Source organism: Enteroscipio rubneri (assembly GCF_002899715.1).
GTDB classification, from domain to species: Bacteria; Actinomycetota; Coriobacteriia; order Coriobacteriales; family Eggerthellaceae; genus Enteroscipio; species Enteroscipio rubneri.
This window is the reverse complement of record NZ_PPEK01000012.1, coordinates 39,588-64,573: the sequence shown is the minus strand read 5'-3', so window position 1 is coordinate 64,573 and position 24,986 is coordinate 39,588. Positions and strand designations below refer to the sequence as shown.

The window sequence follows — 24,986 nt, the reverse complement described above, 5'->3', positions numbered from 1 at the left end:
GCGCCTTCCTGTCATTGCTGTTTCGTTGGCTCATGGAGCTCTGCCCCCTTTCGCTTGGCTGCGCGTCGTGCGCGCTTGTTGGTCTTGCCCGTCTTGACTGCGGCGATTGCCGGGTCGGTCGGGCTCCTGTAGAGGAGGGATTGGTCATCGAGGTGGTGGGCGGCGAACCTGGGGATGAACTGCTCGAGCCTCATGCCGAAAGGCCGCCAGAAGCCTGCCAGCCAGAACGGGAGGCTTGCGCACATGACCGGGAAGGCGGCATTCGAGACCTCGATGCCGACCCAGAAGTAGATGATCGCCGCCGTTGCTATGGCGCTTGCGAAGCCGAGGGTCACGCAGACGAGCGTCCTGAGGCTGAGCTTGCCGACGATCTTCTCCTCGTACTCTCCGATGTCCTTCTGGACGGGGATCTGAAGGGACATTCCGGCCTCCTAGTTAGGGAGCCAGGAAGTGTCCAGCTGACCGAAGTAGATGGATGCGGCGATGATGATCGCGCCGCCGGCGATGGTGGAAATCGCGCTCGCGATCTGGCTGCCGCCCTGCTGCTCGCGGATTGCGAGGCCGAGGCTGACCGCGCCCCAGACGACGAGGAAGCCGCCCAGGAACGTCACGCAGCCCGAAACGAGGCTGATGATGTTGTTTAGCATGTGTCTCCTTTGCATGTGATCGTCACCCCTGGCCCGCATGTGGAAGATGGGCTGTCGCGGGGTGTTAGAATTGGGTTCAGGGGCACGTGCGTGCTCCTTTGCATGGGGCTGCGGCAGCATCGGCATGTGTGGAAGCGTTCCGATGCCTTGTGCGCCGCGCGCTTGCCGCAACCCTCACTCAGCTACGAGGGAATCCCTCTCATAGGCCCACCTCCTCGCTCTGTATTCCTTGAAGTCGAACGGACCGCGGCCTTCGAGCCTTGCCGACCTCGGATGCTTGCGCAGGTCGTATTTCTTGTCCTCGAAGGGCTGCGCGCCGTTGATCAGCACCAATCCCTCGTCCCTCGGCATTCGCGCTATCTCGGAGGCCTGTATCAGGTCTCGCTCGAACACGCCGTAGTTCCTCGTGGTGGAGGGGCTTGCTCCGCGGGAGTCGTTCACCGTCATGTTCTTCACGGTCTGCTTGCCCACCATCTCCGATATCTCCTTGTTGGTCTCGTTTGACTTGCCGCCGAGATAGACGAAGGTGTCGCAGGCGTTGACGATGGTGGCTGCGTTGTTGTCGCCGTAGGTCTCCTTGAGCTGCGAGAGGGACTGCAGGATCATCGACACAGCGATGTTGCGGCTGCGCGTCACGGTGATCATCCGCTCGAAGTCGGGCACCCGGCCGATGTTGGCGAACTCGTCGAACATGAAGTGGACGGGGCGCGGGAGCCGGCCCTGGAACCTCGAGAGCGCGACCTCGCATAGCGTGTCCATCGCCAAGTGCATGAGCAGCGCGAACAGGAAGTCGAAGGTGGAGTCCGTGTCCGACATGGACGCGAAGACCACGGTCTTCCTGCGCGCGTCGCCCAGGTGGCCGAGGTCCATCTCGTCGTAGGAGAGGAGCTCGCGGACCTCGTCGATGTCGAAGGGCTTCATGCGGACGTTGCAGCTGACCATGATGGACTTCATTGTCTTGCCGGCCGCCACCTTGAACTGCTTGTAGGTGGCCAGGGAGAAGTCCTCTTCCGGCTTCGCGGGCTTGCCGACCTCGATCCACTCGAACGCCTCAACCCCCTCGTCGAAGTCCCTCCGCTCGGGGTCGTAGGCGGTGGCCGTGGCCTTGGGGGCCAGGCGCCTGCCCGTCTCGATCTCGTTGAAGAGCATGTCGAGCGGGCTCATGTAGTCCTCGTCGTCCTCGCGGGCGTCTGCGAGGGCGAGCAGCATGATGAGGCCGCCGACGTTCCGGTCCTCGGGCGGGCAGTGGGCGATCAGGTATCCCACCAGCGCCGTGTAGAGGAGCTTCTCGGCGTTCTCCCAGAAGGGGTCGCCGGAATGCTCCTTGTCGCCCGTCGTGTTCTTCACGAGGCACTCCACGAACTTCAGGATGCCCTTCTCGTCGCGTACGTAGGCGAGAGGGTTGAAGTGCATGGACCTGGAGAAGTCGATGGTGTCGAAGGTGAGGATGTCGTAGCCCGATTCCTCGAAGAGCCAGCCGACGTCCATGATCAGCGTCCCCTTCGGGTCGGTGATGAAGTAGTTGGCGTTCAGCTGGTAGAGGTTCGGCTTGACGTAGTAGCGGGTCTTGCCCGTTCCGGGTCCTCCCACCACGAGCATGTTGTTGTTGGTCTCCGTCCTCTGGTCGTGGGACGTGTCGATGAAGCGCTTCTTGGATCGCGAGGAGAGGATGACGTTGTTGTCCGGATCCTTGGAATCCGCGTAGGCCCCCATCTCCTTGGCGGTCGCCCACCTGGAGCTTCCATGCTCCTCGCCGCGCCGGTAGTTTCCCATGCGCTCAGCCTCCCTGGCCCAGAAGAGCCACACCGCGCAGGCGCAGGCCGCGCCGATCGCGACGGAGAGGGTGTCTGCGTAGAAGAGGTGGCCCGATGCAAGGGAGTCGGGGAGGGTTTCCGCGAATCCCCCACCCGCCATGAGCGGGTTGGCCCCGGTTTCCTGGGCATGGCCCGCGATGACGTTTCCGACGAGGAAGGAGATCGCCGAGCATATGGCGGTGAAGAGCACATCGCTTCTCATCGCGCCTTCTGCTCCAAGCGCTCCACCTGGCGAACCTGCTCTCGGGCTGCCTTGCTTGCGGCCGAGGCGGCCTTGGCCTGCTCGGCTTTCACGGCGAGCCTCTCAGCATCCCTGGACTTGGGCTGGGCGATCCTCTCCTTGGCTTCGTCAAGCGCCTCGGACGCCTTCCTCTCGAGGTCCGCGAAAACCTCGTCGACGTCCGGCGCGTCTTCGACCTTGAACACGAGGAAGCCACGCTCGCCATCGTTGTGGAAGGCATGCTCGATGGAGGCCCTGTCCAGCTCCTCGTCGATGAGCTGCCTGATGGATTCGTATTCCGGAAGCGGCTCGAACTCAGCCATGCTGAGCTTCGCCCACTGAGGCGCGTCTTCCAGTTCTTCGGCGACGGCGTCCGGGGTCCCTGCGACCTGGCCGCGCGCGTTCCTGAAGGCGTTTGCGAGCCTTTCGGCGCTTGCCGACATCGCCGCGCCGCCCGCATCCTGCCCGATTCTCAGCATCCAGTCGACGAGCTTCTCGCCGGAGTCGTCCCCGTAGTCACTTGGCATAACATGCCGCCTTTCTCTAAGTTTCCTGGCTTATCTGGTGTGGTTGGGTCCTTGTCGGTGCTGAGTTGCGGAATCGAGCGTTGCTGACGCCTGGATGGCTCCCTGGGCCCTGTCGGCGAGGCTCTGAGGCCTCTCGGGTATCTTCGAGTCCATGTAGCGCAGGGATGTGCACTCCTCCTTGGTCGCGTGACGCATATGTAGCATCGCGTCCTCGAACTCCGCGGGGTCTAGCGATATCCGACCGAAGCTCCAGCTCTCGAAGTCGATCCATTCCCCGTCGAAGCGCTTGCAGGTCCACCATTCGTCGCCGCCGTTGACCTGCTGGATGAAGGCGAGGTCCTCGTAGACGAAACCCTGCCTGATGGCCCAGTTCCCGCGCGCGAACGCGTTGCGGAGACCCTCGATGCTCTCGGCCTTGGAGAACTCGTAGGGGTATTCCTCCATGAAGGGGTCATCCTGCCAGTCGTAGCCGCCGCGCTTGAGCCAGCCGTTCTCCTGGCACTTGGCCACGAGGAGCTCGTGCTCCTCTCCTGTGATGGGTGCGAAGCCCTCCATGTCGGTCCTTTCGTCGGTGGGACAATCTGTCCCAGCGGGTCTCTGCTTGGCGGCGGCGAGGCGCTAGGAGTCACGAGCTCGGTTTTCGTTTGCGGGGATGTTTCAGCTGACCAGCTCTTCCTCGCCGCCAAATGCGCTTATACCAACAGTGGGAGGGACCCTGCCGCCGTCATCGACGCCTAAGGTTCCCTTGGGTTCCCTTGGTTCCGTCTTCACCGAAAAAGCTGGATTCGCGCCTTCTGTCCCTATTCGGCAGGCGGACATGCGTCGAGGTCTGCACGATCCTCGAGACGATCGCCTCGGCGGTCTCGCGGTCCCCGTATCTGGCCATCCGGGACAGCAGCGTGTCTACGTCGTACTGCGACGTGTATATGGTCGGGAGCATGTCCTCGTAGCGGGAGTTGACGATTTGGAAGAGGTTTGTGAGGGCCCAGGAGCTGGTCGTCTCCTTGCCTATGTCGTCCATGATCAGGACGTCGCTGCCGACATAGCGGCTGATGCCAGGCGCGCGGTCGTCGTCGTAGCTGCGCTTGATCTCCTCGAGCATTGAGAGGGTCGTTCCCATGGCCACGCTGTAGCCCGACAGAACGAACGCCTTCGCGATGGCGCTTGCCGCGTAGGTCTTTCCGGAGCCCACGCATCCCTCGATGTAGAGGCCGGCTCCCCCGTTTCCCCCGAAGCTGGACAGGTATCGAGCCGATGCCTCGAGGTCGACCCTCGCGCCGAGGAAGCGCCTGGCGACACCCGCCTTGAGGAACTTGGATTGGAGCTTGGACTCGGCCTCCTTGGCCTCCCTCTCCTCTTCTTTCCGCTTTGCCTCGAGCTCTTCTGGGCAGCCGCAGGGCTCATGGGTGATCCACCTGACCTCGCCGCCGTACTCGATGCCGAGGGGAACGGTTGCCCGCCCGCAGTACGTGCAGGCAACCGGTTCCGGCTCGGAGTACCTCAATCCCCTGGCCCTTGCCTCCTCGAGCGTAATGAATGGATTCCTCTCGTCCTTCAAACGAGGCCGCCTTTCCTATCTGAAACCTTTGTTATCGGCCTTTCTTATTGGCTGACAATTCGTCAGCCCGGGGACTGAAGATTCGTCATCCCCCTGCGCCCTTTCGACTGACAAGATTTCAGAGGGTGACGTTTTGTCAGGGGGTGACGTTTTGTCAGGGTCTGGACCCCTCGCCCTCGGGGGAATGGCCGACCATACGACCGAGTAGCACTTCGTCTCGGCGCCGCTTGCGTGTCGATGGGAGCCCGACTCCTGGATCAGCCCCTTTTCGAGTAGGTCCGAGAAGGCCCTGTATACGGACCTCTCCGTTGTGTTCAGGAAGCTTGCGAGATGGGGCTTGCTCTCATAAAAGTCCAATCCTGCCGAGTTGAAGCCGTAGATGCGGGCAAAGACGAGGAGCGGGACTCCAGAGAGTCCCATTCCTTTCATCATGAACCCATGCAACGTGATGAACCCTTCAGGGGAAGCGCGCTCATCACCCTCGCTCTTGATGTCCTTCATTTTTCTCCTAGCCCCTTTGCTCGCGCTCGCGGACTAGGACGGTGTTGCGAAGGACCCAATCGCGGAGCTCCCTCCGATCCGCTATCGATCCACGCTTTGCCCCCGGGAAAGTCCTGAGGGGCAGCGGGTCATCGTCGCGTTCCGCGAGCTCGTACAGCCTTCTCTTGCTTATTCTCAGCAAGTCCATCACCTGCTGGGCGCTGTAGTAGTCCTGAGGTGGCACTGGTCTAGGTCCTGTTGCATCATTCATCGTCTGCCTCGTTTCGAGTTCGTTTGAGGCGGCAAGACGATGCCTCGCCCTTCGATAGCGCCGAAGCTTCGGGTGCAATCAACATGGCTCGGACCTCATTTGTTCGGTTGGTCGCCAAGTGTTCCGTTTGCTTTTATGTATCGGTCAAGGGACAGCCTGTTCACGAGAATCCTCCTTCCCAGCCTGTACGACCTGACCTCTCCGGCCTTGATGAGCTCATAGGCCTTGGTCCTTCCGGCATGCATGTATTCCTGCATTTCGGCTACGGTCATCCATTCGCTGGGGCCACTCGCGGCCTGGTTCTGATCAGTGCAGCCGCTGCAGTCGCTTTGTGGTCTCATGCGTCCTCCTATCCTTTCCGCGCCGTATCGCTGCGTTCCGCGGCGTTACGCCATGTACGTTCATCAGCCTTCTACACGAAAGCGGGAAAGGAGTCTTTTGAGGGGAATGGGCTTCGGTTCCCTTGGGTTCCCTAAGTCCCATATTCAAGAAATTGGCATAATATCGGTTGGATGTCTCGCTGGGACAGATTGTCCCAGCAGCTGTGAAAGTGCCTCGCTATTCGACGGTGCAGGATGCTCAGCGCCAATGCTGAAATGCGACCTTCGCCCGGCGCTAACTGTTCCTGACGTACATCGCATCACCACCCGTGCTGTGTTTATGCTGCTCTTACGTGCAGGCAGGCTTGACCGACAGGCTCGCACACCTCTGGCGAGCTTAGGAAATGGTATTTCCCGAGGCGTTGGAAGCATGTCCGTCTTAACGGACACCGCTCGCACGTCCTCGCTTTTAGAATGGTAACCGCACGAAACCTTTGACGACGGGGCTCCGCCCCGGGGAATGGGAGGGATCCTATGGCCGACGAGAACGGAAGACGCCCCGCATGCCCGAAGTGCGGGAGCGGCAGCGTGGCTGCCATCCTCTGGGGTATGCCCGCCTACAGCGAGCAGCTGGAAAGCGACCTCGAGGAGGGCCGCGTGGTCCTTGGAGGCTGCTGCGTCACCGGCGACGACCCCAAGTGGCATTGCAACGCCTGCGGGCACGAGTGGGGCCACTGCGACATTCTGTCACAGTAGATGACGAGGTGATTGCGTTGAGAAGATTCGAGAAGATCACGAGCATCATCCCCGCCCTCGAGGACGAGGGGAAGCATGGCGAGTGGATCGTGGACGCCGAGCACAGGGGAGCGTCGGACGATCCGGTCCAGATGCCCTTCGTCGGGTACGGAAGGGCTGGCGAGATGCTCATCGAGGCGGTCCACGAGTGCGTGGAGGACCTGAGCGAAGTGATGGACGTGCATGATTACATGGGAGTCCTGGAGAGCTACGGGCTGCACGGCGTGGACGACATCCAGGCCGTTGACGCCTCCGCCTGCGATGCGAAGTGCACGCTGGCGATGATCCTGGCGATCGTACGCCAGGACAGGTTCTGCGAGGGGCTACTGCTCCACTACCTGGAGAGCGGGAAGATGCTCGAATGGATGAAGCGACTTGCCGAACTCGACGAGCAGTAGCACTGGGACAAATTGTCCCAGTTGATTTGAGTCAGTAGTTTCGTTTACGACTCTGCCAGGATCCCTGGCCGTACAACCCGTCTCCTAAAGCTAGCAACTGAAAGCAATCTCAAGGATTAAAATACCCTTGTCAGACAACGAAAGAGTGTATATGGACCCAACCTTAGAAAGACTAATCAAGAATCTCCCCGATTCGAGTACGAAACTGTCACAAAAGAACGTAAGGAAGATTCAGAGATATTTACCTGTCCCAAGCGATTACGACATCCTCTGGGCTGACATCCTGAATTTCGGAGGCTATCCAGCAGGTGTTGTTCTGACGAAACAGGCTCTTGTGGTAAAGGCGTCCAAGGACGAAGTCAAAGCAAACGCAAAGGCAATAAAAGCAGATAATGTAACAAAGGGCCGCAACGAGAAAACAAAGCCACCTAAGACGATGTACCGGATTATTCCTTGGGAGTATTACTCACCCGAGGATTACGTAGTGATTGAAGTCGGAAACGGTCCGAAGAAGCATTACGTATTAAAGACCGGTGACTCCGAGATTGCTAGGTTTGCAAGTTCAGACCTATGTAAGTTGCTTAACGGCTATCGAGACGATTTCATTCGACGTCGCAATGCCGCCGAAGAGGTTCTTAAAAACTCGTCTTTCAGTGCGATTAATGCCGTTAACTCTGAGGCGGTAATGTTCAATGCCGCTTATGGGTCCGACCAAACTAAGACTGGGCATGGAATATACGCCGAGGAAGCAGGAGCTTTGCTTGACGTGCTCCATGGCGAGCAGTCATCGGTCGTTGGACGAGACAACGCAAAAAATGGTCCTGACAAGATCGTGAATGCCGCTCCCGTCCAATGTAAGTACTGCAAAACGGCGAACGCATCCGTAGACGCGTGCTTTAATGCGAACTCTTCAGGACAAAAAACTTTTCGCTATCTAGACCTCTCTGGAAAACCGATGAAAGTAGAGGTCCCTTCCGACCAGTACGCCGCAGCGATTGACAGAATGAAGTCGAAAATATCATCAGGTCAGGTACCTGGAGTATCCGATCCCGAAGCTGCATACGACATCATCAGAAAAGGTCGTCTTTCTTATTCGCAGGCGCTGAACCTTGCGAAGGCGGGTACAGTCGAATCCATTACCTACGACGCCGCGACGGGAGCGATTGGATGCCTCTCTGCATTCGGGATTTCCTCGATTGTGGCGTTTGCTCAAGTACTATGGAAAACAAAGGACCCGAAAGCTGCGGCGAAGACCGCCCTTTGGACTGGCTTGAAAGTATACGGGTTGAGCTTTGCCGGCAGCATCCTGGCTTCTCAGATATCCCGAACTGGAGCAGCGAATGCCCTTCAACCCGTGGCTGTTAGCCTCAGCCAAAACCTTGATAAGCAATTTGTCCAAGGATTCATTAACGCTTTTCGGGCTCTGGCTGGCAAAAAGGCTATTTATGGCACCGCGGCGCAAAAGAGCTTCGTGAAGTTTCTCGGGTCAAATGCGCTTGCCGAATGCGTCATGTTCGTAGTTTTTGCCGTCCCTGATACGTTTGATGTCGTTTCGAGGAAAATGTCAGGCGCCCAGTACGTAAAGAACATGCTTTCTCTTCTGGCCTCGTTTGGTGGCAGCATCGGCGGTACGGCTGTGGCCGGAGGGGTAATCGGAAAAAAGATTGGCGGGTCTATAAACAAGTCCGCAGGAAAGGCTATCGGCTTGGGTGTAGGGATGGCGGTTGGCGGAATCGCGGGGGCAACGACCAAGGCGGTTGGTAACGTCTTCAAGGAGGATGATTGCATCATCACTACGAGAATGTTCAACGCGGTTCTCGTGAACTCACTGTTCGATTACATGCTTTCTGCGGAGGAACAGGACAAACTGTTTGAGGCTCTTGCAGAAGACAATAAAGCGCTATCAAAGCTCCAGAAGCAACTCATCAACTCGAATTCACAAGAGCGAGACATCCTTGATTACCTAGAGCCAAAGATTAAAAAGGCGATTTCAAATAGAAAGACGATCTCCCGTACGGACGAACAATTATTGGAACAAAACATCAGCGAGGTAATTATCGAAGGAGGACTTGACGATGAAATGTGATTGCTGCGGTCGAAAAAAGAAGCTGTTCGAGTCTTTTGCCCAAATTACATTCGATGGCGGAAAGCTTAATTTCTGCGCTGAGTGCAATGACCTTGCTTATAAGGTCAGGGATGCACATAACGAAGCAGACGAAGCGAAGTATCTCGACCTGCTTGATAGATGGGAAAAAAGGACCAAAAAGGCATCTCCTCTTTTCAAGGTCTGGCAAACAGCGTTTCTTTCTAGCTTCGTCAATCCTTCAGACGCAGAAGACACAACCGATCAAAACGAGATAAAGAAGTAACTCCAGATTCAATTTGAGAGGCATAGATTCGACAGCTATCTACACTGGGACAATTCGTCCCAGTGAACGCGTTGAAATCATGCTCAAGCCACCTGCATTTATTCCAAGTGAATAGTGAAAGACCTACAAGGCTCTGACCTGGGGTTAAGGCATTATCATTTTGCTTTGCGTTTATTGCCTTGCATTTGTAGCGGGTGGCTTTTGGGTCATGGTGCCGCAAAAAGGTCGAAAAGGGGAGGATTTGACTGCTCTACCCCACCCAATCGGCTACTGGGACAAAAGCGTTACCCAACGCCCCTGAGTTTCATTTGGGTAAGAGTTTTTGACCCAGAGTTGTCCCACTCCAGTTTATGGTGTACGTATAGTGTCGCCACGTCCGCCGAGCGGATAATCTACGCTACCAGGTAGACGAGACGCGAAACTCAATTTATAGAGTGGGAGTGACTTATCCGTTAAGAGACAAAATCCGAAAGATTCAACCAGCAGAACGCTTCAAACAGATCGAATGCCCCATGTCCACACCCAAGCCAACATGGGGCATTATCGATTCAAGTCGCCAGGTAGGCTGTTAAGCCGTCTGTCTAATCAGGAAAGGGCAATTGGAATCCGCTTTCGTTGAAGAACTCGATTATCTGCACCACAGCGGCAGTGAACTGCGTGCCACCATTTATGCTGCCCAAGAACCTGAGGGCGCTCTTGAGAACGCCGCGCTTTGGCTTGTCGCTCTCTACTTGATCGCGGATAGCCTCAACGTTATCACGCACATCTTCAATCGTTTCATTGTCGTCAATTTCCGCTACCGCAGCTGTCAGAATAGCTTCAAGTAAGCCGTTAATATCGCTTGCGTTCATGACTCTAGCCTGCGATGCATAGACTTTAGCACTGCCTGTAGGTTGATTTATCTGAGCGTTCTGCACCGAGCCATAAAAGTTGGCTGTCGGCGAGTCGCCACCATCAAGGCCCATCTCGATTCCGATCATGGTCAAATAACTCCCTATGTTCGCAATAAGGCGTCGGGCAACCTTATTTAAGAATCCCTTGTACATGTCGGCGAATTTGTTCCCCTGTGCATAGCCATAGAAGAAATGGCTATGTCCCTGTATGTTCTGAGCGACAATTTCTTTGAGTATCAGATAGACTTCCGCGCTCTCCTCTTCAGGAACTGTGCTGAAACTTCCGAAGGTCGCGCCGAACTCTTTTGCGACTGTTCTGACGTCCTCTGCAGCATCGAATCCTTCGGGCGTATGGTTCGCAACGCAGTCGTCAAGATACTTCTTAATTGTTGGCTCGGCTTCCATGCGATCAAGAAATCGTTCGAAAGGCCGGGGTGACTCTTCCCAGTCGGATTGAAGGAGCCTGTTAGATTCCTGATTGAACAGGTAGAGAGTCTTCTTAAAAGTCGTTTTATCGGTCATTAAAGTTACTCACCCCGCAAAGTGGACAAACGAACACAGACATGGACAGAAGCAGCGAGACTTTCATCTGCCTCCTACAGTGCGTACACGTAGCAACAGCGAGCGTATCGATAGATGGCTGCAAGACCGGCACGTCATCTGGTTTTGGAAAGTTTCCGGCCTTGAATGAGACGGCCCTGCCTTTGGTCTTGCGCTCAAGTTCCTTCATTTCCTTACGCAACACGGAAAAAGCCTCGTTCTTTGCAACAGCCATGGCGAACTCTAAGACATCATCGGTGACGTAGCTGTCCGAAGCGATGCCGCAGGAGGGGCAGCAAATCTCTGCGACTTCATCAGATTCGCAGTCATCTGGTCTTAGCTTGAAGAGTTCGCCACATTGTGAACATTGTAGGAGAACGAAGCCGTCGCCATCGCAGGGTATTTCGATTGCAAAGTTAAGCTCATCGGCCATCTTATACCTCGTTGCTCACAGGCTGAGCAAGCACCTTAAGATCGTCCCAGCTGTCAGCCTTCGCAATGTCATCCTCGTAAGCAATCATGTAGCCCCAAGTCTGCCCCACATATTCCTCCTCGATTGCAAGCCTCCGCACCAGTTTCTCGGCCGCCTTTCGTTTTGCCTGAACCTTTGCATCGTCACGACCGCGCTTGTCTTTGCCCTCGATGATCCAATACGTGCCCGCGCCGTCCCTGGCTACAAAATCTGGGAAATATCGATCCTTCGAATTGAAGTAAATGTATGCCTGATCATGCGGATGCAGACGGTGCCACCAAACAATATGAGGTGAAGTGTTGAGCAGCCTTGCAAGCTCATATTCTCCACTGTATGAATCGAATGACTCCTCCGCAAAGAGCGATTTGAACCACCCCGAATAGACACGGCCACGCTTGAACTGCTCTACGGAGTCGATAGGTTCGTAAACACGCTCGCCCATAGGCAGCGAATATCCAAGTAGCCTCATTTCCCTCGGGTGAATCTGCGGCACCTCTTTTGCCGAACGCTGAACTTCGTCGATATACTCTTTTAAAAGCGAGTGAAGCTGCATCTGCGCGGAATCAAGGGACTTTACAGTCCAGTCATCAAAGGTAATGCACTTCATAAACTTGGGTACCAAATAGCTGCTCACGTATTCTGCGACGTTCTTGGTCGATGGTATGAGGTGCATGTTCATCACGAGCCTAACAAGCGCGTCTTTTGCATCCTTATTCGAAATGTGAATTGAGTCAACCTCCGCACTTTCGGCGTCAATGGCACGTAGCTTGCCGCCGAGCGCAGCAACAATCTCCTTTCTAAGAAGCACATCACCTGTTGATGTTACGCGCTTGGCTGCTTCATCGATGGCTTTATCGCTGATGTCAGCGAGGTCGATAGGCTGTTGCTCAAGGAGCATCTCTGTGACGGGAAACCTGTATGCGACATCTGCGAACCTAGGGTTGCGCTCAATCGTGACATATTCGAGAGAAATCTCCTCGTTACTAGCGAAACCCTCATCCCCGATGGCCATGGCCCCGACAGTAGGAGCCTCGCTCTGAGATCCATTCTGAATTTCGTCTTGTGCACCGCTCGAACGCTCCATTCCAAAACTCGGTTGCACGTAGCCCTGCCTGCCGTCTTGCGTTTCTGTGTTTTGGGACGTTTTCGACTGGGGCGCGGTGGTCGTTTGTATTCCCCCGGTATTCTCTGCCGCCTGTCGAATAGCTGCAGCCACCTTTCCCTTCTCAGCGCTTGCCACTGCTTCTTCTAGGCCAAACTGCTTGAGCACTTCCTCGGCGTCTAGAAGTTCCCGGAATGACTGATGGGCAATGATGTCGAGCTGGTCAATCTGCCACACATCGGTATACTTACCGAATGGCAGACGCAACCCACGCCCCATCGTTTGCTGCGTAAGCACCTCAGACGCCATGGCTCTTAGAGTCACAACGACGGCAATGTTTTTAACGTCCCAGCCTTCCTTGAGCTTGTTAACGCTTACCACAGCGAGCACAGGCGACTCGGGGGCATCGAGCTTTTCGAGTAGGTATTGAGTGGTATCGTCATCATGTTTCGAGTCAACCTGCAGGACAGCCATGCTACTGCCCAAATACTCCGGCGTTCTGAGAAGATCTGAAACCTGGGTCGCGTGGTCGGTGTCCGAACACACAACGAACGCTACTGCATTAAGATGCGCTTTTCCATTTTGCTCTGCATACAGGTCGTAAAACGTTTGCTTTATTTTGCGTAGTTGGAGCGCATCTCTTAGTTGCTGCTCCTCTGAAGCTTGGTCTGCACCATATCCGCCCTTGCGAAAAGCAAGAACGGGCGTTTTAACGTACTGGTCCTTAATCGCTTGATGCAAAGGATAGGTATAGATAACATTGTCACCGGGTTGAACGGAAGCAGTAAGCCCAATCGTCGCCGCCGGGTCGAGTTCGTGCAGCGCGGCATTGAAAGCCGCCGCACTCGAGGAATACAGATGTGATTCATCCGCGATGACCACAAGATCATCGAGCTCTTTAAGGTAATCAAAGAGCACGCCCGCGTTTTCGTCGAAGCGCCGCGGCTTACGCCTTACGGCATCCTGCCCGGTGCCGTAAGTTTCACCCTCGAGGCTCTTCGGGGCGATAAGCTGCTGAATGTTGAAAATGAATGCGAGAACGGGCACGTCCCGCCCATAGGCTATGTTCGACTGCCCGGTACTGCGATTCACCCAAGCCGAATAGTCCTGCGGCGTCACCACATCAGGCGGCACCGTAGAGCCTGCTATGTAACGCAGGTTGCCAGGTGTAAAGTTTGCTACGGTCTTGGCTTGCACGGTCTTGCCAGGCGTCACGATAACAACGTTGCCGATGCCTTGACAACGCAGATATTCCACGAAGGCAGCCATGAGATACGTCTTTCCAACACCTGTGGCAAGGTTGAGAACCTGCATAACGTCAGGGCTATAATCGCCGTCAAGCGTGAAGACGAGTTTGCGCAAGGCAGCCTTATTGGGCGCACGCAGATCAAATTCAGAGCTTATCGATTCAAGCAAATCGGAATCGAAAGAGATGTTAAGCCTCTTAGCCATCACTCATCGCCTCCCGTCAAACAGGGGAATATGTCGTCCGGTATCACCACGATGCGCGATCCTTTGCAAGATCTACGCAGGTGTTCGCGGACACCGTCTGCCACACTCGTGACAGCCAGTACAATAGTCTGGCTCGGCCTAATTCGCGATACCAGCCAATTAACAAGCCCCACGCTTGCGACACCTTCGTAGACATACAAGAAGGCATTTCCCCGACGCCCATGGAAGCAGAGGGCTGCAAAGGTATCCTCATCAGCCTCATCATCAGGATCAAGGAGTCTGAATCCGAGGTTTGCCGCGACTGAGCGCTTAAGCATATCGCCAGCTGCAGCCGGGGTCAGTAGAACTCGGCCAAGCTCTGCATCATAGTCAAAACACGATGGTGAAAGATGAGCTACTTGGAAACCTCCACCTCCGCGCCAGTTGACGGTTTCCTTTGCACGCCGCGTTTTAACAAGAGCTTTCAGGGTTGCAATAACCTTGTCTTTCTTCAGCTCGTCATTGTCTGCAATAAGCTTGTTCAATAGAGTTGAAAATTGCATTGCATCGTCAGCCGTTACGCCCTCAGGCAATTCGACACCGTCGGTAACAACGCGCCCTCCTTTTGTACGAGATATGCCACTGGGGTCTTGGTCGTTCACGACTTTCTCCAAGCGTGGCAGCGTGAACTGCTTAAAGGTAGCTGCCAGTAGTTCGCAGGTCACCCAACGTCTACCCATCTTTTGTGCCACTGCCGCCGTAGTGCCAGAACCAGCAAAGCAATCTAGTACAATATCACCTGGGTCTGTTGCAATATGAATGATACGTTCCAACAATCGCTCTGGTTTAGGCGTAGAAAATGGCGTCTCACCAGGGAAGAGCATCTTTATTTCGTTTTTCGCCTCGTCGTTTGACCCAACTTCGGCTTGAAACCAAAGATCTTCGATGGCCCTCTGCTCCATATCGCATAGATAAGTTTTTTTACGGAACCCCCCTTTACCGCCTCCGGTTAGGTACGCAAGCGGCCACTGTCCCCGCCTATACACATGTTCGCCTGTCGCAGAAGAAAAGCCCGGAATAACGATTGCTGGAACTTGCTTCCTCACTTCACTTGTAGATACATTGCATATCTCAGCTCGCTTTTCCGCATCCTCAATCTCTCTTAGAACGTATGATTCATTCCAGCCGCGCAATATATCAAGAAAGCGATCCTGCCCGAAGCGCCAACATTGTCCAATAGGGGGATAGATTAGTTCTCCCGTAATGGGATGCTGCACTCCAAATACCATCCCCTGGTGCGTTTTTGCTCCAGGTGCCGTTGCAGGAGCGCTTGTCCAGGGTCCCATAGGATCGTTGTCGGGATTCTTATATGCCGAATCCATAGCAACCGTTCTCGGAAGTTTGTTCAGCACATTCTGCTCTGATTTCCGATACAGCAAAAGCACATCATGCCTGCCTGACACAGCTTTGGCATCGTTTCTCGGTTTAAAGGTCTTCTCCCAGCAGATTTCCGCTACGAAATTGTGCGCTCCGAACGCCTCGTCCATGAGCAAGCGCATACGATGCACTTCCACATCATCCAGGTGAACCCAAATAGAACCATTAGGAGCAAGAAGTTGTTTGAGGTGTAGCAACCGATCACGCATCATAGTCAACCAAATAGAGTGCTCAAGGTTGTCTTCGTACGACTCAAATGTTTGCGACGTATTGAATGGTGGATCTATATAAACAAGCTTAACTGCGCCGTAGTACTTTGCCGCTAGCTCTGGCACGCGTGTCAACGTTTCCAATACGTCGCCAGATTCGCCGAGAATCATGAGATTGTCACTTTGGGGTTGCAAATCAGCTCTACTAGAGTACTCGATTTCATCACTTTTCGGAGTCTGGGCACCCTGAATATATTTGTCGAATACGAGCGTGTGCGTCTCGCAGTAACGAGGGTCAGATGGCGCAACCCACGTATATCCATATTTCCCTGTTTCTGTGGGAATAAGCGTCATATCTTTGTTGTACCAGGTAAGCTCAAGTCGTTGCTTGGTCATAAGTTCGAAGCTCCTAACGCGTTTTGGAAAGCTCGTTGTCACACGCGCGTATAAAAGCCGAGAAAATCACACCGCGAAGTTGTGTAGTCTCAGCTGCTGCATCTTTGGGATTCTCCGGCACGCGAAGCGTAATTGCATCGGGTTTGCCGCCCGCAAAATACTCATGTAACTGGTCTTCAGTGACCCCGCCGTCCAAAAGTCCTGAGTATTTCACGACACTCCTAAGTCGCTACAGTAAAGCGCAATAGCAATACTTGCATTCTATCACGAATGGAATTCTTGCCCTTACAGCTATAGACATCATGAGCACGAGCAAGGCGTAAACCAGCGCGATGTTCACGACGCCGATTGACGCTCCTCCGCCGGCCTCCCGGGCCTAGCGCGTCGCGTACCTTCTTGCGCCGTCGCCCGTCTCGCACACCACGACCTCGCCGTCCCCCGTCGCCGAGAGCAGCCCTTCGACGAAGCGGAACTCGAACCCGCCGATCAAGGCGCAAGCAACCTGCGACCATTCATGCGAGCCCCTATCTCCAGGAACAACCTGCCCCAGCATAGCACGCGCCCGTTGCCTCAATCCCGCACAACCGACGCCAATTCGACCAGCGCATCCGCGTCGCAACCCCGCCCGCGCTTTACAATGCCGAGAAGGGGGAATAGCGGGCAAATCAACGTGCGAAGGTGAAGGATAGATCGGCTGCAAGCGTTCGAGGCGATGCTGGAAGAGGTCCAGCGCCAGATGGAGTCCGAAAAGGTCGTGATGGACAAGCTGAAGGCTCAGGAGAAGGAGAAGTCGGCGACGTTCAAGCAGTATCTCGGCAACCGGCTCATGTACCAGCGGATGCTGGCGCTCTACGAGAAACACGGTCTGCTGTGAAGAGGACCCTGCCGCTCGCTGCAGGAAACGCCGGGAGGAGCACGCCGAAGAAGGATTGCAGCCTCGACACACTCGACCCGATTTGCAGCAATGGTAGAATGACCGCAGGCAGAACGGGGGCGGCGGCGTTCGGCTTTGGGACCCTTCGAGTTGGAATCGGGTGATGCGGCATGGCGAGGAGAATAGTCGAGCGCGGCTTTCGTTTGGATTGCGGCGACGTCGAAGCGCTGAGCGATGACGAGGTCGTCGCGATACTGCGGGCCGCGGACCCGATCATCGCGACCGGAGGGCGAACCCTCTTGTCGAAGATCCTCAAAGGATCGCGCGACCAGAAGGTGCTCGCCCACGACCTGGACGGCAACCCGTGCTACGGCGCGTTCTCCGACAAGACGTTGGCGCTGATCACGAATATGATCGACCGCTGCATCTTAGACGGCTACCTCACCATCCGGTACGAAGGGAGGCTACCCGTCCTCGTCTACACCGACAATGGGTGGGACATCGAGAAGCGCGCCTACGCCGACGAGCTCCTGTCCGCCTTCCTGAGCGACGCCTCGCAGGGAAAGGACGGCTTCATCGAGCGGATGCAGAGCGTCAACCCGGAATGCGTGCGCATCGCGCTCGGCAAGCTGACGGCGCCGGCGGTCCCGGCGTCCGGCAAGCGCTCGAAACGTGGCTCCCCCACACGAACGGCAAGGTGAAGAAGAGGATCAACGCCCTCCTCGGCGGTGCCGGAAGGCATTGAGGTCCAAGAGAAGAAACGCAAAAGCGGGCGCAACGCCGCATCCCCTGCCGTTTACGAGATGATCGAGGCGGCCGAAGAACCTGCGAGCGACGACAAACCCCGTCGCAAGGTGTCGCTGAGCCTCGCAGACGTGGTCGAAGCCATGGAGATGACCAGCGACGACAACCAGACCTACTACAACGCCCTCACCGGCGAGCTGCACACCTCCTTCGATCGGTTCGCTTACGGAGACGTCGACCAGCCCGAGCCCGACCTGGAAGCCGACGGTTGGATCCCGCTTCCCGACTCCTACGACATCGAGGACCTCCGCTGGATGCGCGACTTCGCCCGCGAGCAGCCCGACCCGATGGGCAGCCTCCTCCTCGACGCGGCCTTCGAGCGCCACCCTTATCGCCGGTTCAAAGACCGCGCCGCCAACCTGGGCTTCCTGAACGACTGGTTCGCCTACCGCGAGGAGCGCATGCGCGAGGTCGCCCGCGACTGGTTCGAAGACAACGGGCTGATCCCGGCGGGCGCGGACGCGCAGTAGCGAAGGCCGCGAGCGCGGGGCTCCTCGATTGCCCCCATATTCGCCCTCCGGGAGGTGGACTCGCCCCGCCCGTCACGCGACAATGGGCCCGTCAGCCAACCACGCCGCCCGAGGAGGCCCATCGTGAACCAGATAGCAACCGGCACGTTCATCGCCCGCAAGCGCAAGGAGCTCAACCTCACTCAGGCGCAGCTGGCGGAGCGCCTCGGCATCTCGAGCAAGTCCGTCTCGAAATGGGAGCGCGGCAAGTGCATACCCGACTACGCCGTGGTGAACGAGCTGTGCGAAGCCCTCGGCATCACCGTGAGCGAGCTGCTCGACGGCGAGGAGAACGAGCGCGAGAACATGCGCATGTACGACAACGACCAGATGATCGAGATGCTCGCGCGCATCCAACGCCTCGAGAGCCAGCGCATCACCATCATCGCCATCGCGCTCATCGTGATGGGCATCGGCCTGCTCGCCCTCTCGTCCCTGTTCGGCGGGTCGGATCCCACCGACTTCATCAGCGGCGTGTTGTTCGGCATCGGCGTCGGCACGACCCTCATCGGCGTCTTCCTGGCCGCACGCAGCGTCTTCGCGTATTTGGGGCAGGAGAAGTAGCCCCCCCCCTTTTTTTTTCGCCCCTCACGCAAAAGCCGTGCGAAGCTCCCAAGCTCTTCGAACAAGCCACTCGTACGCTTCTTCCCAGGTGTCTGGATCCGTCACATCAAGTGGATACCGCATCGTCACCGAACGCGATTTCTTGCCCACGCCAGGCTCATCCCATTCAGGCTCGCTTTCAGTGTCGAAACAGCGGTTGATCTCCGCACGCCGATTCCAAAAATCCGGATAGGCGTCCGACTCGTCGAACCATTCCTGCGCCGCCACGCCCCGTGACGAGGGCCGCGTGAGTAGCATCAAGCACACATGACGCCGGGACGTTCCGCACGAGAGATCGCAGTAATGGGACGTGTTGCGCACTCTCTCGCTCAAATCTCCAAAGGCATCGCTAAAGCCCGGGTATTCGGAAGCGTATTCGTACAGACCTCCCCAAAAACTCGCACGCAGTTCGCAGATGCCTTCCTCCGTTTGGATGCCGACGTCAAGTCCTGCGGCCGCACGAAGGCGCAGATCATCCAGCATAACGCCGGGCCTCCCGTCCTCCATCACCCGCCAATAACGCCAACCGTTTCGCGACGACACGCCGCCAAAGCGCAATTGCTGGCTGCGAATGGCCGCGACGGACGGACTCTTGACCACGTCTTCGTTCTCGATCCTGATTCGCCCATCCTCGGTCACGTATGCCAGTATCCGGCCGTTTCTTCCCTCATGCACGAGAACGGTCGACCCGTTCACGAACCCGTTCGCGAAGAGGTCCCGGAAAGTCTCAGCCCTGGCAGAGGCGCTCTTTGGTTTCGCTTGAGCGCTCACTCGATCCATCACCGTTTCGTCGACCACCGGCTTACCCCAAACCTGGAGTGCATCGGCGACCAGGTTGTCACGACGCGCAAGAATGGCGGCTTCGTTCCATTCATCCGCCGCGGCAACCCCTTGCGACAGCAGAACCACGTCGTTTCCAAAGCCCCCCACCATGCGAGACTTCTTCTCCGAAAACGTCCCATCGGACAATTCCGAATTGTACGCGGTTACCGTCAAGTTGCCTACGTTGTGCAGCAGTTCGGCGTGCACACGCGCAGCCTCAGCCTCGCCACCGAGCATGTCTATCCAGTCTCCATGGGCCAAGGCATTCTGCGGCATGATATGCTCGATGGTAAACTGCCCCGTGAAAAAGTCGGTCGGATTCTTAGCATGGCGAGCATTTTCCAACCGATACAGCAAGTAAAGCGCCTTTTTGAATGCGTATACGTTCCTACCCGCCAGGTTACCGGCAAATTCCGCATCGTCGGGGAAGCGGCGCGCCGTTCCGCGTTCTAGCTCAAGCAATGCCAGAAAAATATCCGAAATGCTTTCGCTGCCGATTTCAGCCTGCACTTCAAGCTTCGCAATGCAGGAGGGAAAGAACTTGTTGAGAGAGTTAGTTGCGCACGAGCACACCGCACGACGCATGAGGTAGCATTCTGCGATATCCAACAATCGAACGAGTTCTTTGCGCTCGATGCGTCCACTGTCTTGCAAAGAACAGAAATGCATGAGCAGCGGATCGACTACGGTCACGCCTAGTTTCACCAAGTTGTCAAACCGCTCTCGCAAGAGAGCGTCCTGTTCCGATCCCAAACGCACGCGCGCATAGTAGCCCGCATACTGGAGCATTTCCCCCAGGAGACCCTCGACCTCGCAACCTTCGTCGATATCGTTGCCGATCACTACGCGCTTGAATGCAGGGTAAATGTCTTTGCGATTGATAGCCTCGGGCGCATTCCTAATGGTCAGATAGTCTTGTAAGAACTCATCGAACGCACTGACGAAAACGGCGCTTTGCAACGTGCGCTCGATGCGCCGCCAATAGTGTTCGTACAGGCGGTTCTGCTCGTCGACCGGAAGACCCATGAGCACGAAATTGCGTACGAGATCTGATGCAGCTAAATCTTTTCCCGTCGAATTCATGGATTCGAAGATGAGCTGAGGATTGTCATCGCCGGGACTGAGCGACACCGAAATGACCTGCAGTCGTCGTACGCCGCGCCAAATGGCATTTGGGTCGCCATACGAAGAGAGGCGCGACCGGAAAAATTCGTAATTATCCAGGATGCGCTGCGATTCTTCGACTACCGGCGACGAAGCGTCGACCACGTGCTCGATAAGCGAGTGGTATGTTTCGTTGTCTTCCTCCGACAACGTGATCTTATAGCGATCAGGTCCCTTCGAGCGCTTTTTGTGCAGAAGGTAATCGTTGCAGATGTCCTCTGCAAAAAAATCGAGATCCTCGCCATCCGGTGCACGCCCTTCATGGTCTTGTGCGAAATCGGCAAGAGCAAGCAACAGCAAGGACAGCGTGGTCAATCGTTGTTGTCCATCGATCAGCAGCGCCGTGATTCCACCGTCTCCGCCCACTTCGCCGTTTCGGACCCACACGATAGACCCGGTAAAGTGACTGCCGCTTTCCGCATTCCCGACCGCAACAATATCGTCCCACAGCTGACGACACTGCTCTTCATCCCATGCATACTTTCGCTGGAAAACCGGAATGATATAGCGAAGCGACTGAGCCGACAAATTGTCCAGCAAGTACGCAGCAGATGGTTCCATGAACGCTCCCCTTCGTATGGGCGTCTTCAGTCGCATCGCGACCCCATCGCTTTTCATTATAGCGAAGCAAGAAAGTGTCGGATAACGAATAATGCTGCAACGACTTATGCATATGGGACGATATATGGCAGAATGAATGGAGCAAATCCCCTTCCTGCGCGAAAGGAAAGCCACCTTGGACGACAACGCGCCCGGTACAGCGGAAGGCCGCCCCCAAGACGACGCGAGAGAGCCGCGCGACCCGGGCAAGCCGGCCAAAACCACGGCCGAGTACGCCGAGACCTTCGAGAAGGCGGTCGACATCGCCGAGAAGGCCCTGCGCTTCGCCCCCTTCCCCCCGGCCGTGAAGCGCGTCGCGAACCGCGCCATGCCCACGGTGAGGACGGTTGCGAAAGTCGCGCCGAAGGTGGCGCCGGTGGCCGAGCCCTACGTGCGCAAGGCGGCCGCAAAGGCCAAGGAGGTGGCGCCCGACGTCGCCCGCACGGCGAAGGCCGGAGCGAAGACCGTCGCCGCTGGAGCCCAGACCGGCGCGAGGGCCGCTGCGGCAGGCGCGAAATCGGCGGCCGGACACGTGCGGGAAACCGCCCCCAAGGTGGGTCACGCGGTGTCCGACGGCGCGAGGGCCGCCGCGACCCACGTGCGCGAGGACACCCCGAAGATCGGCCGCGCCGCCGCCGACAAGGCCACGCGCATCGCCGCCAAGCTCAAGCGCAAGAACGGCGGAGGCTAAAGCCCCATGAGCGATCACGAGGACCGCGCCCGCATCGAGCTCCTGGTGGAGCGCCTGCAAGGCCGCGACAACGCCGACGCCTACGCGGCGCTCAAGGAGCTGCTCGCGCTCAGCGAAGCGACCGACGCCGTCGCCGCCCACTTCGACACGTTCGCGCGCCTGCTGCACGCGAAGAGCGCCTTCATGCGCGTGCGGGGCTTCCTGCTCGTCGTCTCGAACGCCCGCTGGGATGCCGAGGGGCGCACGGCCGGCATCTTCGACGACCTCGCGCACCTGCTGGGCGACCCGAAACCCACGACCGCGCGCCAATGCATCCAAGCCATACCCTCACTCGCCGTAGCGCAACCCGCGCTCGCGCCGCGCATCATCCAAGCGCTCGAAGGCATCGACCCCGGCCGCTACCCGGACAGCACCGCCCCGCTCGTCGCCTCCGACGCGTCCGCAGCGCTGGAGGCCGTGCGCAAGCGCGCCGAGAAGCTCTGACGGCAGCCCTCACCCGAGCTTCCCCAGCGCCTCCCTCACGCTCCCCTCAACCTCGTCCAGCATCGTGCGCGCCGCACGCGCCGGCAGCCCCGCACGCGACGCGACCGCAAGCAGATCCTCCCGCGCGATACCCGACCCTTTCCCGTTGATCATCGTGGCATGCTGACCGTTCATTCCGGGATTCCGCGTCAGGTCGTACGCGGGCGACAGCGTCCACCTGCCGAGCGAATCCTCATAAAGGAACGTGAAGTTCTTCGCATGGTCGTCTCGGTTTCCCGCAAGCGCGTTGAAGGCCATGAGGCGAACCAGGCGCGCAACCTCTCCCATGTCGTCGGTGAGCCGGAGCGTCAAGCGCATGAGCAGGTCGTAGTCGAGGTTCGGCGTTCGGTGCGAAGTCTCCAAGAGCGCCCCGACCGAAGCCATGTGCACTTTACGCGCATTCCCAGAGCCATCGCGCGTCCTGTCGAACCGCTTGATGGCGAAATAGCCCGCGCACCGCTTCGAGGGCAGCAAGCGAACCGGCGGCACCTCGATGCCGCATGCGCGAGCGGCGAGCGCCAGCGCGAACTCCTCCGCCCCTATGTCGGCCTTGTCGTGAGATGACGGGAATTTGACGATCCATTCCTCGCCGTCGATAGACGTAAGGATTTTCGGACGTGCTCCGCCAGACGATCCCCCCATCAGGAACAATGCGTCAAGATCCTCCGAATAGTCGGTTGCGAGCACTTTGGCACACGCTTGTGCGATGGCATCGAGATCGCCCATCGCCGACGGCTTCGCCAAACGCAGCTCCGGCTCGTATTCAAGCGCTCCCATGCCGCTTTTCCCCACGATGGCCAGGCGTGCGAGCGGCCCCACTGAGAAGGGGTCGACTCCATGCTCCCGCAACGTTCGATCCACGAGGAGCCTTCCCCAGCCGTCGGGCAGGCTGTCGTCGAACGCGCCGTACACGCCGCCCAGAGGATGCGGCTTTGCCACGAACACCCTCCGTTCGAGCGGCAAGCTGAACGGGCTCAGGGAGAATCCGCCCTCGATCCAGGAGTCGGCGTACTGGAACGCGAGCACGCCGTCCTCGGTCTGCGCGAGCGTTCCCACCGGCGCGCTCCTCAACGAGACGATCAGCGACCTCACATCAAGATCGATGTCCTCGAAAGGCCCGACTGACCGCTTGTCAACGGCGCTTGCCACGGATGACCTCCTCGATCGACGCGTAACCGCGCTGCGCGAACAGCCCGTCGAAGTCGTCCTCGCTACCAAGCGCGATGGCGATGCGGATCAGCGCGTCGAAGGCGATCAAGCCCTTCTGCTCGAAGCGTTTGTACGAGGCGAGCGACATGCCAGCTTTTGCGCTCAGCTGCTTCTGCGTGAGCCCGAGCTCTTTCCGACGCGCCCGAACACGCTCCGCAATCGAGAGGGCGATTTCTCCTGGGGTCTTTTGCTCGAAATCAATCATAGCCACTATAATAGCCTTTTCTATTGAAAGAGCAAGAAAAGACTCTTATATTAGCACTTTCGACAGTTGAAGCTTATGCATCTCAAGCCCTTGCGGCACGATGACGAAAAAGCTCGCTTGGCATCTTCGTGATAGAATGACCGACACCGAAGCGGCGCCTGGGCGGCGACGCAGAAGAACGAGACCTCTATCCGCAAGGGAGCATCATGATCAAAGAACTCGTGACCGACGAAGCCTTCCTCTCGCAGCCGTGCGAGCCCGCCACCGCCGAGGACGCCGCCGTGGCGCAGGACCTGCTCGACACCCTCGCCTCGCTCGACGAGGCGGCGTGCCTGGCCGCCAACCAAATCGGCGTGGCGAAGGCCGTCGTCGTCTACCACGACGAGGACGAGCAGCCGCACGTCATGTACAACCCGGTTCTCAAGCAGGCGCTCGGCGCGTACAAGACCGTCGAAGGCTGCCTCACACTGGAGGCCGAATCGAAGGTGACGCGCTTCGAGCGCATAAAGGTGGTCTACGAAGAACTGGTGGACGGTGCCCTCGTCAGCCGCAAGCGCGACTTCGCCGGCTGGACCGCCGAGCTTATCCAGCACATGATCGACCACTGCAAGGGCAAGCTGGTTTAAGATCCCAGGCGCATCGCAATGATCAGGCCCATCATGACGAACCGCACGTTCCTTTCGCTGCCCTCGTCGGCCGCCACGGCGGCCGACGCGCAGACGGCGCAGGACCTGCTCGACACGCTCGCGGCACACGCCCACGAATGCGTCGGCATGGCGGCCAACATGATCGGCACGGCCAAGCGCATCATCGTCTTCGACGACGAGGGCACGCCGCGCGTCATGTTCAACCCGGAAATCGTCAGCCGCTCGGGCGCGTACGAGGCCGAGGAGGGCTGCCTGTCGCTTCCTGGCAGCCGCCGCGCGACGCGCCACCGCACCATCAAGGTGCGTTTCGAGGACCGAGACTTCCAACCGCGCGAGCAAACGTTCGCCGGCTTCACCGCGCAGATCATCCAGCACGAGATAGACCACTGCAACGGCATCCTGATCTAGAACTCGAGAGAGCCGCGCCAAGGAATTCCTCGCAAAATGCGACTTGCGA

30 protein-coding genes are annotated in these 24,986 nt (G+C 57.5%); 12 read left to right on the top strand and 18 right to left on the bottom strand.

Annotated features, from left to right (window positions below; genetic code table 11):
• Nucleotides 1-11 precede the first annotated feature (11 nt).
• From C2L71_RS09520 to C2L71_RS12355, 9 genes are all read right to left on the bottom strand, one after another.
• Nucleotides 12-422 (bottom strand): PrgI family protein, encoded by a 411-nt coding sequence (locus C2L71_RS09520; protein ID WP_103265531.1) that lies wholly within the window; start codon nt 420-422, stop codon nt 12-14.
• A gap of 9 nt (nt 423-431) precedes the next feature.
• Entirely contained in the window at nt 432-647 is a 216-nt protein-coding gene (locus C2L71_RS09515) for a hypothetical protein (protein WP_039689029.1), read from the bottom strand.
• Between the two features lie 174 nt (nt 648-821).
• Nucleotides 822-2,663 carry a VirD4-like conjugal transfer protein, CD1115 family gene (locus tag C2L71_RS09510; protein ID WP_103265530.1) on the bottom strand — a complete coding sequence of 614 codons (1,842 nt, stop codon included), beginning with the start codon at nt 2,661-2,663 and terminating at the stop codon, nt 822-824.
• Nucleotides 2,660-3,208, bottom strand: coding sequence for a hypothetical protein (locus tag C2L71_RS09505; RefSeq protein ID WP_103265529.1), 549 nt, complete (start codon nt 3,206-3,208; stop codon nt 2,660-2,662). Before C2L71_RS09505 ends, C2L71_RS09510 begins: the two co-directional genes overlap by 4 nt.
• A 30-nt stretch (nt 3,209-3,238) precedes the next feature.
• Nucleotides 3,239-3,763: a peptide ABC transporter substrate-binding protein gene (locus C2L71_RS09500; protein WP_103265528.1), complete on the bottom strand. Its 525-nt coding sequence runs from the start codon at nt 3,761-3,763 to the stop codon at nt 3,239-3,241.
• Between the two features lie 169 nt (nt 3,764-3,932).
• The gene (locus tag C2L71_RS09495) at nt 3,933-4,766 is read right to left on the bottom strand and encodes an ATP-binding protein (RefSeq protein ID WP_103265527.1); all 834 of its coding nucleotides are present in this window, start codon (nt 4,764-4,766) and stop codon (nt 3,933-3,935) included.
• Between the two features lie 15 nt (nt 4,767-4,781).
• The gene (locus C2L71_RS09490) at nt 4,782-5,267 is read right to left on the bottom strand and encodes a helix-turn-helix domain-containing protein (RefSeq protein WP_103265526.1); all 486 of its coding nucleotides are present in this window, start codon (nt 5,265-5,267) and stop codon (nt 4,782-4,784) included.
• A 7-nt stretch (nt 5,268-5,274) separates the two neighbouring features.
• Nucleotides 5,275-5,517 carry a MerR family transcriptional regulator gene (locus C2L71_RS09485; protein ID WP_039689039.1) on the bottom strand — a complete coding sequence of 81 codons (243 nt, stop codon included), beginning with the start codon at nt 5,515-5,517 and terminating at the stop codon, nt 5,275-5,277.
• Between the two features lie 95 nt (nt 5,518-5,612).
• Nucleotides 5,613-5,789, bottom strand: a complete 177-nt coding sequence (locus tag C2L71_RS12355) for an excisionase family DNA-binding protein (protein WP_275664975.1) — start codon at nt 5,787-5,789, stop codon at nt 5,613-5,615.
• Nucleotides 5,790-6,371: 582 nt separating this feature from the next.
• Between C2L71_RS12355 and C2L71_RS09475 the strand changes: the two genes are divergently transcribed.
• From C2L71_RS09475 to C2L71_RS09460, 4 genes are all read left to right on the top strand, one after another.
• Nucleotides 6,372-6,593, top strand: a complete 222-nt coding sequence (locus tag C2L71_RS09475; RefSeq protein WP_103265524.1) for a hypothetical protein — start codon at nt 6,372-6,374, stop codon at nt 6,591-6,593.
• 17 nt (nt 6,594-6,610) lie between these two features.
• Nucleotides 6,611-7,030, top strand: coding sequence for a DUF6508 domain-containing protein (locus C2L71_RS09470; protein ID WP_129288588.1), 420 nt, complete (start codon nt 6,611-6,613; stop codon nt 7,028-7,030).
• 151 nt (nt 7,031-7,181) lie between these two features.
• Nucleotides 7,182-9,116 carry a hypothetical protein gene (locus tag C2L71_RS09465; RefSeq protein WP_103265522.1) on the top strand — a complete coding sequence of 645 codons (1,935 nt, stop codon included), beginning with the start codon at nt 7,182-7,184 and terminating at the stop codon, nt 9,114-9,116.
• On the top strand, nt 9,106-9,399 hold the full coding sequence (locus C2L71_RS09460; protein WP_103265521.1) for a hypothetical protein: 294 nt from the start codon (nt 9,106-9,108) through the stop codon (nt 9,397-9,399). Before C2L71_RS09465 ends, C2L71_RS09460 begins: the two co-directional genes overlap by 11 nt.
• 581 nt (nt 9,400-9,980) lie before the next feature.
• Here the strand turns inward: C2L71_RS09460 and C2L71_RS09455 are convergent.
• From C2L71_RS09455 to C2L71_RS12050, 6 genes are all read right to left on the bottom strand, one after another.
• The gene (locus C2L71_RS09455) at nt 9,981-10,814 is read right to left on the bottom strand and encodes a hypothetical protein (protein ID WP_129588500.1); all 834 of its coding nucleotides are present in this window, start codon (nt 10,812-10,814) and stop codon (nt 9,981-9,983) included.
• Nucleotides 10,804-11,265: a hypothetical protein gene (locus C2L71_RS09450; protein WP_103265519.1), complete on the bottom strand. Its 462-nt coding sequence runs from the start codon at nt 11,263-11,265 to the stop codon at nt 10,804-10,806. The genes C2L71_RS09455 and C2L71_RS09450 overlap by 11 nt, the downstream gene beginning before the upstream one ends.
• Before the next feature lies 1 nt (nt 11,266).
• Nucleotides 11,267-13,858 (bottom strand): DEAD/DEAH box helicase family protein, encoded by a 2,592-nt coding sequence (locus C2L71_RS09445; protein WP_103265518.1) that lies wholly within the window; start codon nt 13,856-13,858, stop codon nt 11,267-11,269.
• Complete coding sequence (locus C2L71_RS09440) at nt 13,858-15,879, bottom strand: site-specific DNA-methyltransferase (protein ID WP_103265517.1); 2,022 nt, start codon at nt 15,877-15,879, stop codon at nt 13,858-13,860. The genes C2L71_RS09445 and C2L71_RS09440 overlap by 1 nt, the downstream gene beginning before the upstream one ends.
• A gap of 13 nt (nt 15,880-15,892) precedes the next feature.
• Nucleotides 15,893-16,093, bottom strand: a complete 201-nt coding sequence (locus C2L71_RS09435; protein WP_103265516.1) for a hypothetical protein — start codon at nt 16,091-16,093, stop codon at nt 15,893-15,895.
• 162 nt (nt 16,094-16,255) lie between these two features.
• Nucleotides 16,256-16,432 (bottom strand): hypothetical protein, encoded by a 177-nt coding sequence (locus C2L71_RS12050; RefSeq protein ID WP_157938962.1) that lies wholly within the window; start codon nt 16,430-16,432, stop codon nt 16,256-16,258.
• 159 nt (nt 16,433-16,591) lie between these two features.
• Between C2L71_RS12050 and C2L71_RS09430 the strand changes: the two genes are divergently transcribed.
• The 4 genes from C2L71_RS09430 (at nt 16,592) to C2L71_RS09415 (ending at nt 18,630) form a co-directional block, all read left to right on the top strand.
• A complete protein-coding gene (locus tag C2L71_RS09430; protein WP_204600477.1) occupies nt 16,592-16,753 on the top strand; it encodes a hypothetical protein in 162 nt (53 codons plus the stop codon).
• A gap of 170 nt (nt 16,754-16,923) precedes the next feature.
• A complete protein-coding gene (locus tag C2L71_RS09425; RefSeq protein WP_103265514.1) occupies nt 16,924-17,454 on the top strand; it encodes an RQC-minor-1 family DNA-binding protein in 531 nt (176 codons plus the stop codon).
• A gap of 27 nt (nt 17,455-17,481) precedes the next feature.
• On the top strand, nt 17,482-18,027 hold the full coding sequence (locus C2L71_RS09420) for a UPF0158 family protein (protein WP_103265513.1): 546 nt from the start codon (nt 17,482-17,484) through the stop codon (nt 18,025-18,027).
• Nucleotides 18,028-18,150: 123 nt separating this feature from the next.
• A complete protein-coding gene (locus C2L71_RS09415; RefSeq protein ID WP_103265512.1) occupies nt 18,151-18,630 on the top strand; it encodes a helix-turn-helix domain-containing protein in 480 nt (159 codons plus the stop codon).
• Nucleotides 18,631-18,654: 24 nt separating this feature from the next.
• On the opposite strand, the gene C2L71_RS09410 is transcribed toward C2L71_RS09415, so the two are convergent.
• Nucleotides 18,655-21,216, bottom strand: a complete 2,562-nt coding sequence (locus C2L71_RS09410) for a DUF4268 domain-containing protein (RefSeq protein WP_170042485.1) — start codon at nt 21,214-21,216, stop codon at nt 18,655-18,657.
• A 136-nt stretch (nt 21,217-21,352) separates the two neighbouring features.
• On the opposite strand from C2L71_RS09410, the gene C2L71_RS12160 reads away from it, so the two are divergent.
• The gene (locus C2L71_RS12160; protein WP_170042483.1) at nt 21,353-21,946 is read left to right on the top strand and encodes a hypothetical protein; all 594 of its coding nucleotides are present in this window, start codon (nt 21,353-21,355) and stop codon (nt 21,944-21,946) included.
• 6 nt (nt 21,947-21,952) lie between these two features.
• Complete coding sequence (locus tag C2L71_RS09400; RefSeq protein WP_103265509.1) at nt 21,953-22,429, top strand: SufBD protein; 477 nt, start codon at nt 21,953-21,955, stop codon at nt 22,427-22,429.
• A 9-nt stretch (nt 22,430-22,438) separates the two neighbouring features.
• Here the strand turns inward: C2L71_RS09400 and C2L71_RS09395 are convergent, their stop codons facing one another.
• Both C2L71_RS09395 and C2L71_RS09390 read right to left on the bottom strand, forming a co-directional pair.
• Entirely contained in the window at nt 22,439-23,617 is a 1,179-nt protein-coding gene (locus C2L71_RS09395) for a type II toxin-antitoxin system HipA family toxin (RefSeq protein ID WP_204600476.1), read from the bottom strand.
• Nucleotides 23,601-23,882, bottom strand: a complete 282-nt coding sequence (locus tag C2L71_RS09390; RefSeq protein WP_103265508.1) for a helix-turn-helix domain-containing protein — start codon at nt 23,880-23,882, stop codon at nt 23,601-23,603. The genes C2L71_RS09395 and C2L71_RS09390 overlap by 17 nt, the downstream gene beginning before the upstream one ends.
• 206 nt (nt 23,883-24,088) lie before the next feature.
• Here C2L71_RS09390 and C2L71_RS09385 point away from each other — a divergent pair, with 206 nt between their 5' ends.
• Nucleotides 24,089-24,508, top strand: a complete 420-nt coding sequence (locus tag C2L71_RS09385; protein WP_103265507.1) for a peptide deformylase — start codon at nt 24,089-24,091, stop codon at nt 24,506-24,508.
• 18 nt (nt 24,509-24,526) lie between these two features.
• Nucleotides 24,527-24,937, top strand: a complete 411-nt coding sequence (locus C2L71_RS09380) for a peptide deformylase (RefSeq protein WP_103265506.1) — start codon at nt 24,527-24,529, stop codon at nt 24,935-24,937.
• The last annotated feature ends 49 nt before the right edge of the window (nt 24,938-24,986 follow it).

Excerpts from the sequence above, each read along its gene's own strand:
- C2L71_RS09520 (WP_103265531.1), bottom strand. The coding sequence starts at position 422 with ATGTCCCTTCAGATCCCCGTCCAGAAGGACATCGGAGAGTACGAGGAG.
- C2L71_RS09515 (WP_039689029.1), bottom strand. The coding sequence starts at position 647 with ATGCTAAACAACATCATCAGCCTCGTTTCGGGCTGCGTGACGTTCCTG.
- C2L71_RS09510 (WP_103265530.1), bottom strand. The coding sequence starts at position 2,663 with ATGAGAAGCGATGTGCTCTTCACCGCCATATGCTCGGCGATCTCCTTC.
- C2L71_RS09505 (WP_103265529.1), bottom strand. The coding sequence starts at position 3,208 with ATGCCAAGTGACTACGGGGACGACTCCGGCGAGAAGCTCGTCGACTGG.
- C2L71_RS09500 (WP_103265528.1), bottom strand. The coding sequence starts at position 3,763 with ATGGAGGGCTTCGCACCCATCACAGGAGAGGAGCACGAGCTCCTCGTG.
- C2L71_RS09490 (WP_103265526.1), bottom strand. The coding sequence starts at position 5,267 with ATGAAGGACATCAAGAGCGAGGGTGATGAGCGCGCTTCCCCTGAAGGG.
- C2L71_RS09485 (WP_039689039.1), bottom strand. The coding sequence starts at position 5,517 with ATGAATGATGCAACAGGACCTAGACCAGTGCCACCTCAGGACTACTAC.
- C2L71_RS12355 (WP_275664975.1), bottom strand. The coding sequence starts at position 5,789 with ATGACCGTAGCCGAAATGCAGGAATACATGCATGCCGGAAGGACCAAG.
- C2L71_RS09475 (WP_103265524.1), top strand. The coding sequence starts at position 6,372 with ATGGCCGACGAGAACGGAAGACGCCCCGCATGCCCGAAGTGCGGGAGC.
- C2L71_RS09465 (WP_103265522.1), top strand. The coding sequence starts at position 7,182 with ATGGACCCAACCTTAGAAAGACTAATCAAGAATCTCCCCGATTCGAGT.
- C2L71_RS09460 (WP_103265521.1), top strand. The coding sequence starts at position 9,106 with ATGAAATGTGATTGCTGCGGTCGAAAAAAGAAGCTGTTCGAGTCTTTT.
- C2L71_RS09455 (WP_129588500.1), bottom strand. The coding sequence starts at position 10,814 with ATGACCGATAAAACGACTTTTAAGAAGACTCTCTACCTGTTCAATCAG.
- C2L71_RS09450 (WP_103265519.1), bottom strand. The coding sequence starts at position 11,265 with ATGGCCGATGAGCTTAACTTTGCAATCGAAATACCCTGCGATGGCGAC.
- C2L71_RS09445 (WP_103265518.1), bottom strand. The coding sequence starts at position 13,858 with ATGGCTAAGAGGCTTAACATCTCTTTCGATTCCGATTTGCTTGAATCG.
- C2L71_RS09440 (WP_103265517.1), bottom strand. The coding sequence starts at position 15,879 with ATGACCAAGCAACGACTTGAGCTTACCTGGTACAACAAAGATATGACG.
- C2L71_RS12050 (WP_157938962.1), bottom strand. The coding sequence starts at position 16,432 with ATGCTGGGGCAGGTTGTTCCTGGAGATAGGGGCTCGCATGAATGGTCG.
- C2L71_RS09430 (WP_204600477.1), top strand. The coding sequence starts at position 16,592 with ATGCTGGAAGAGGTCCAGCGCCAGATGGAGTCCGAAAAGGTCGTGATG.
- C2L71_RS09425 (WP_103265514.1), top strand. The coding sequence starts at position 16,924 with ATGGCGAGGAGAATAGTCGAGCGCGGCTTTCGTTTGGATTGCGGCGAC.
- C2L71_RS09410 (WP_170042485.1), bottom strand. The coding sequence starts at position 21,216 with ATGGAACCATCTGCTGCGTACTTGCTGGACAATTTGTCGGCTCAGTCG.
- C2L71_RS12160 (WP_170042483.1), top strand. The coding sequence starts at position 21,353 with ATGGAGCAAATCCCCTTCCTGCGCGAAAGGAAAGCCACCTTGGACGAC.
- C2L71_RS09400 (WP_103265509.1), top strand. The coding sequence starts at position 21,953 with ATGAGCGATCACGAGGACCGCGCCCGCATCGAGCTCCTGGTGGAGCGC.
- C2L71_RS09390 (WP_103265508.1), bottom strand. The coding sequence starts at position 23,882 with ATGATTGATTTCGAGCAAAAGACCCCAGGAGAAATCGCCCTCTCGATT.
- C2L71_RS09385 (WP_103265507.1), top strand. The coding sequence starts at position 24,089 with ATGATCAAAGAACTCGTGACCGACGAAGCCTTCCTCTCGCAGCCGTGC.
- C2L71_RS09380 (WP_103265506.1), top strand. The coding sequence starts at position 24,527 with ATGATCAGGCCCATCATGACGAACCGCACGTTCCTTTCGCTGCCCTCG.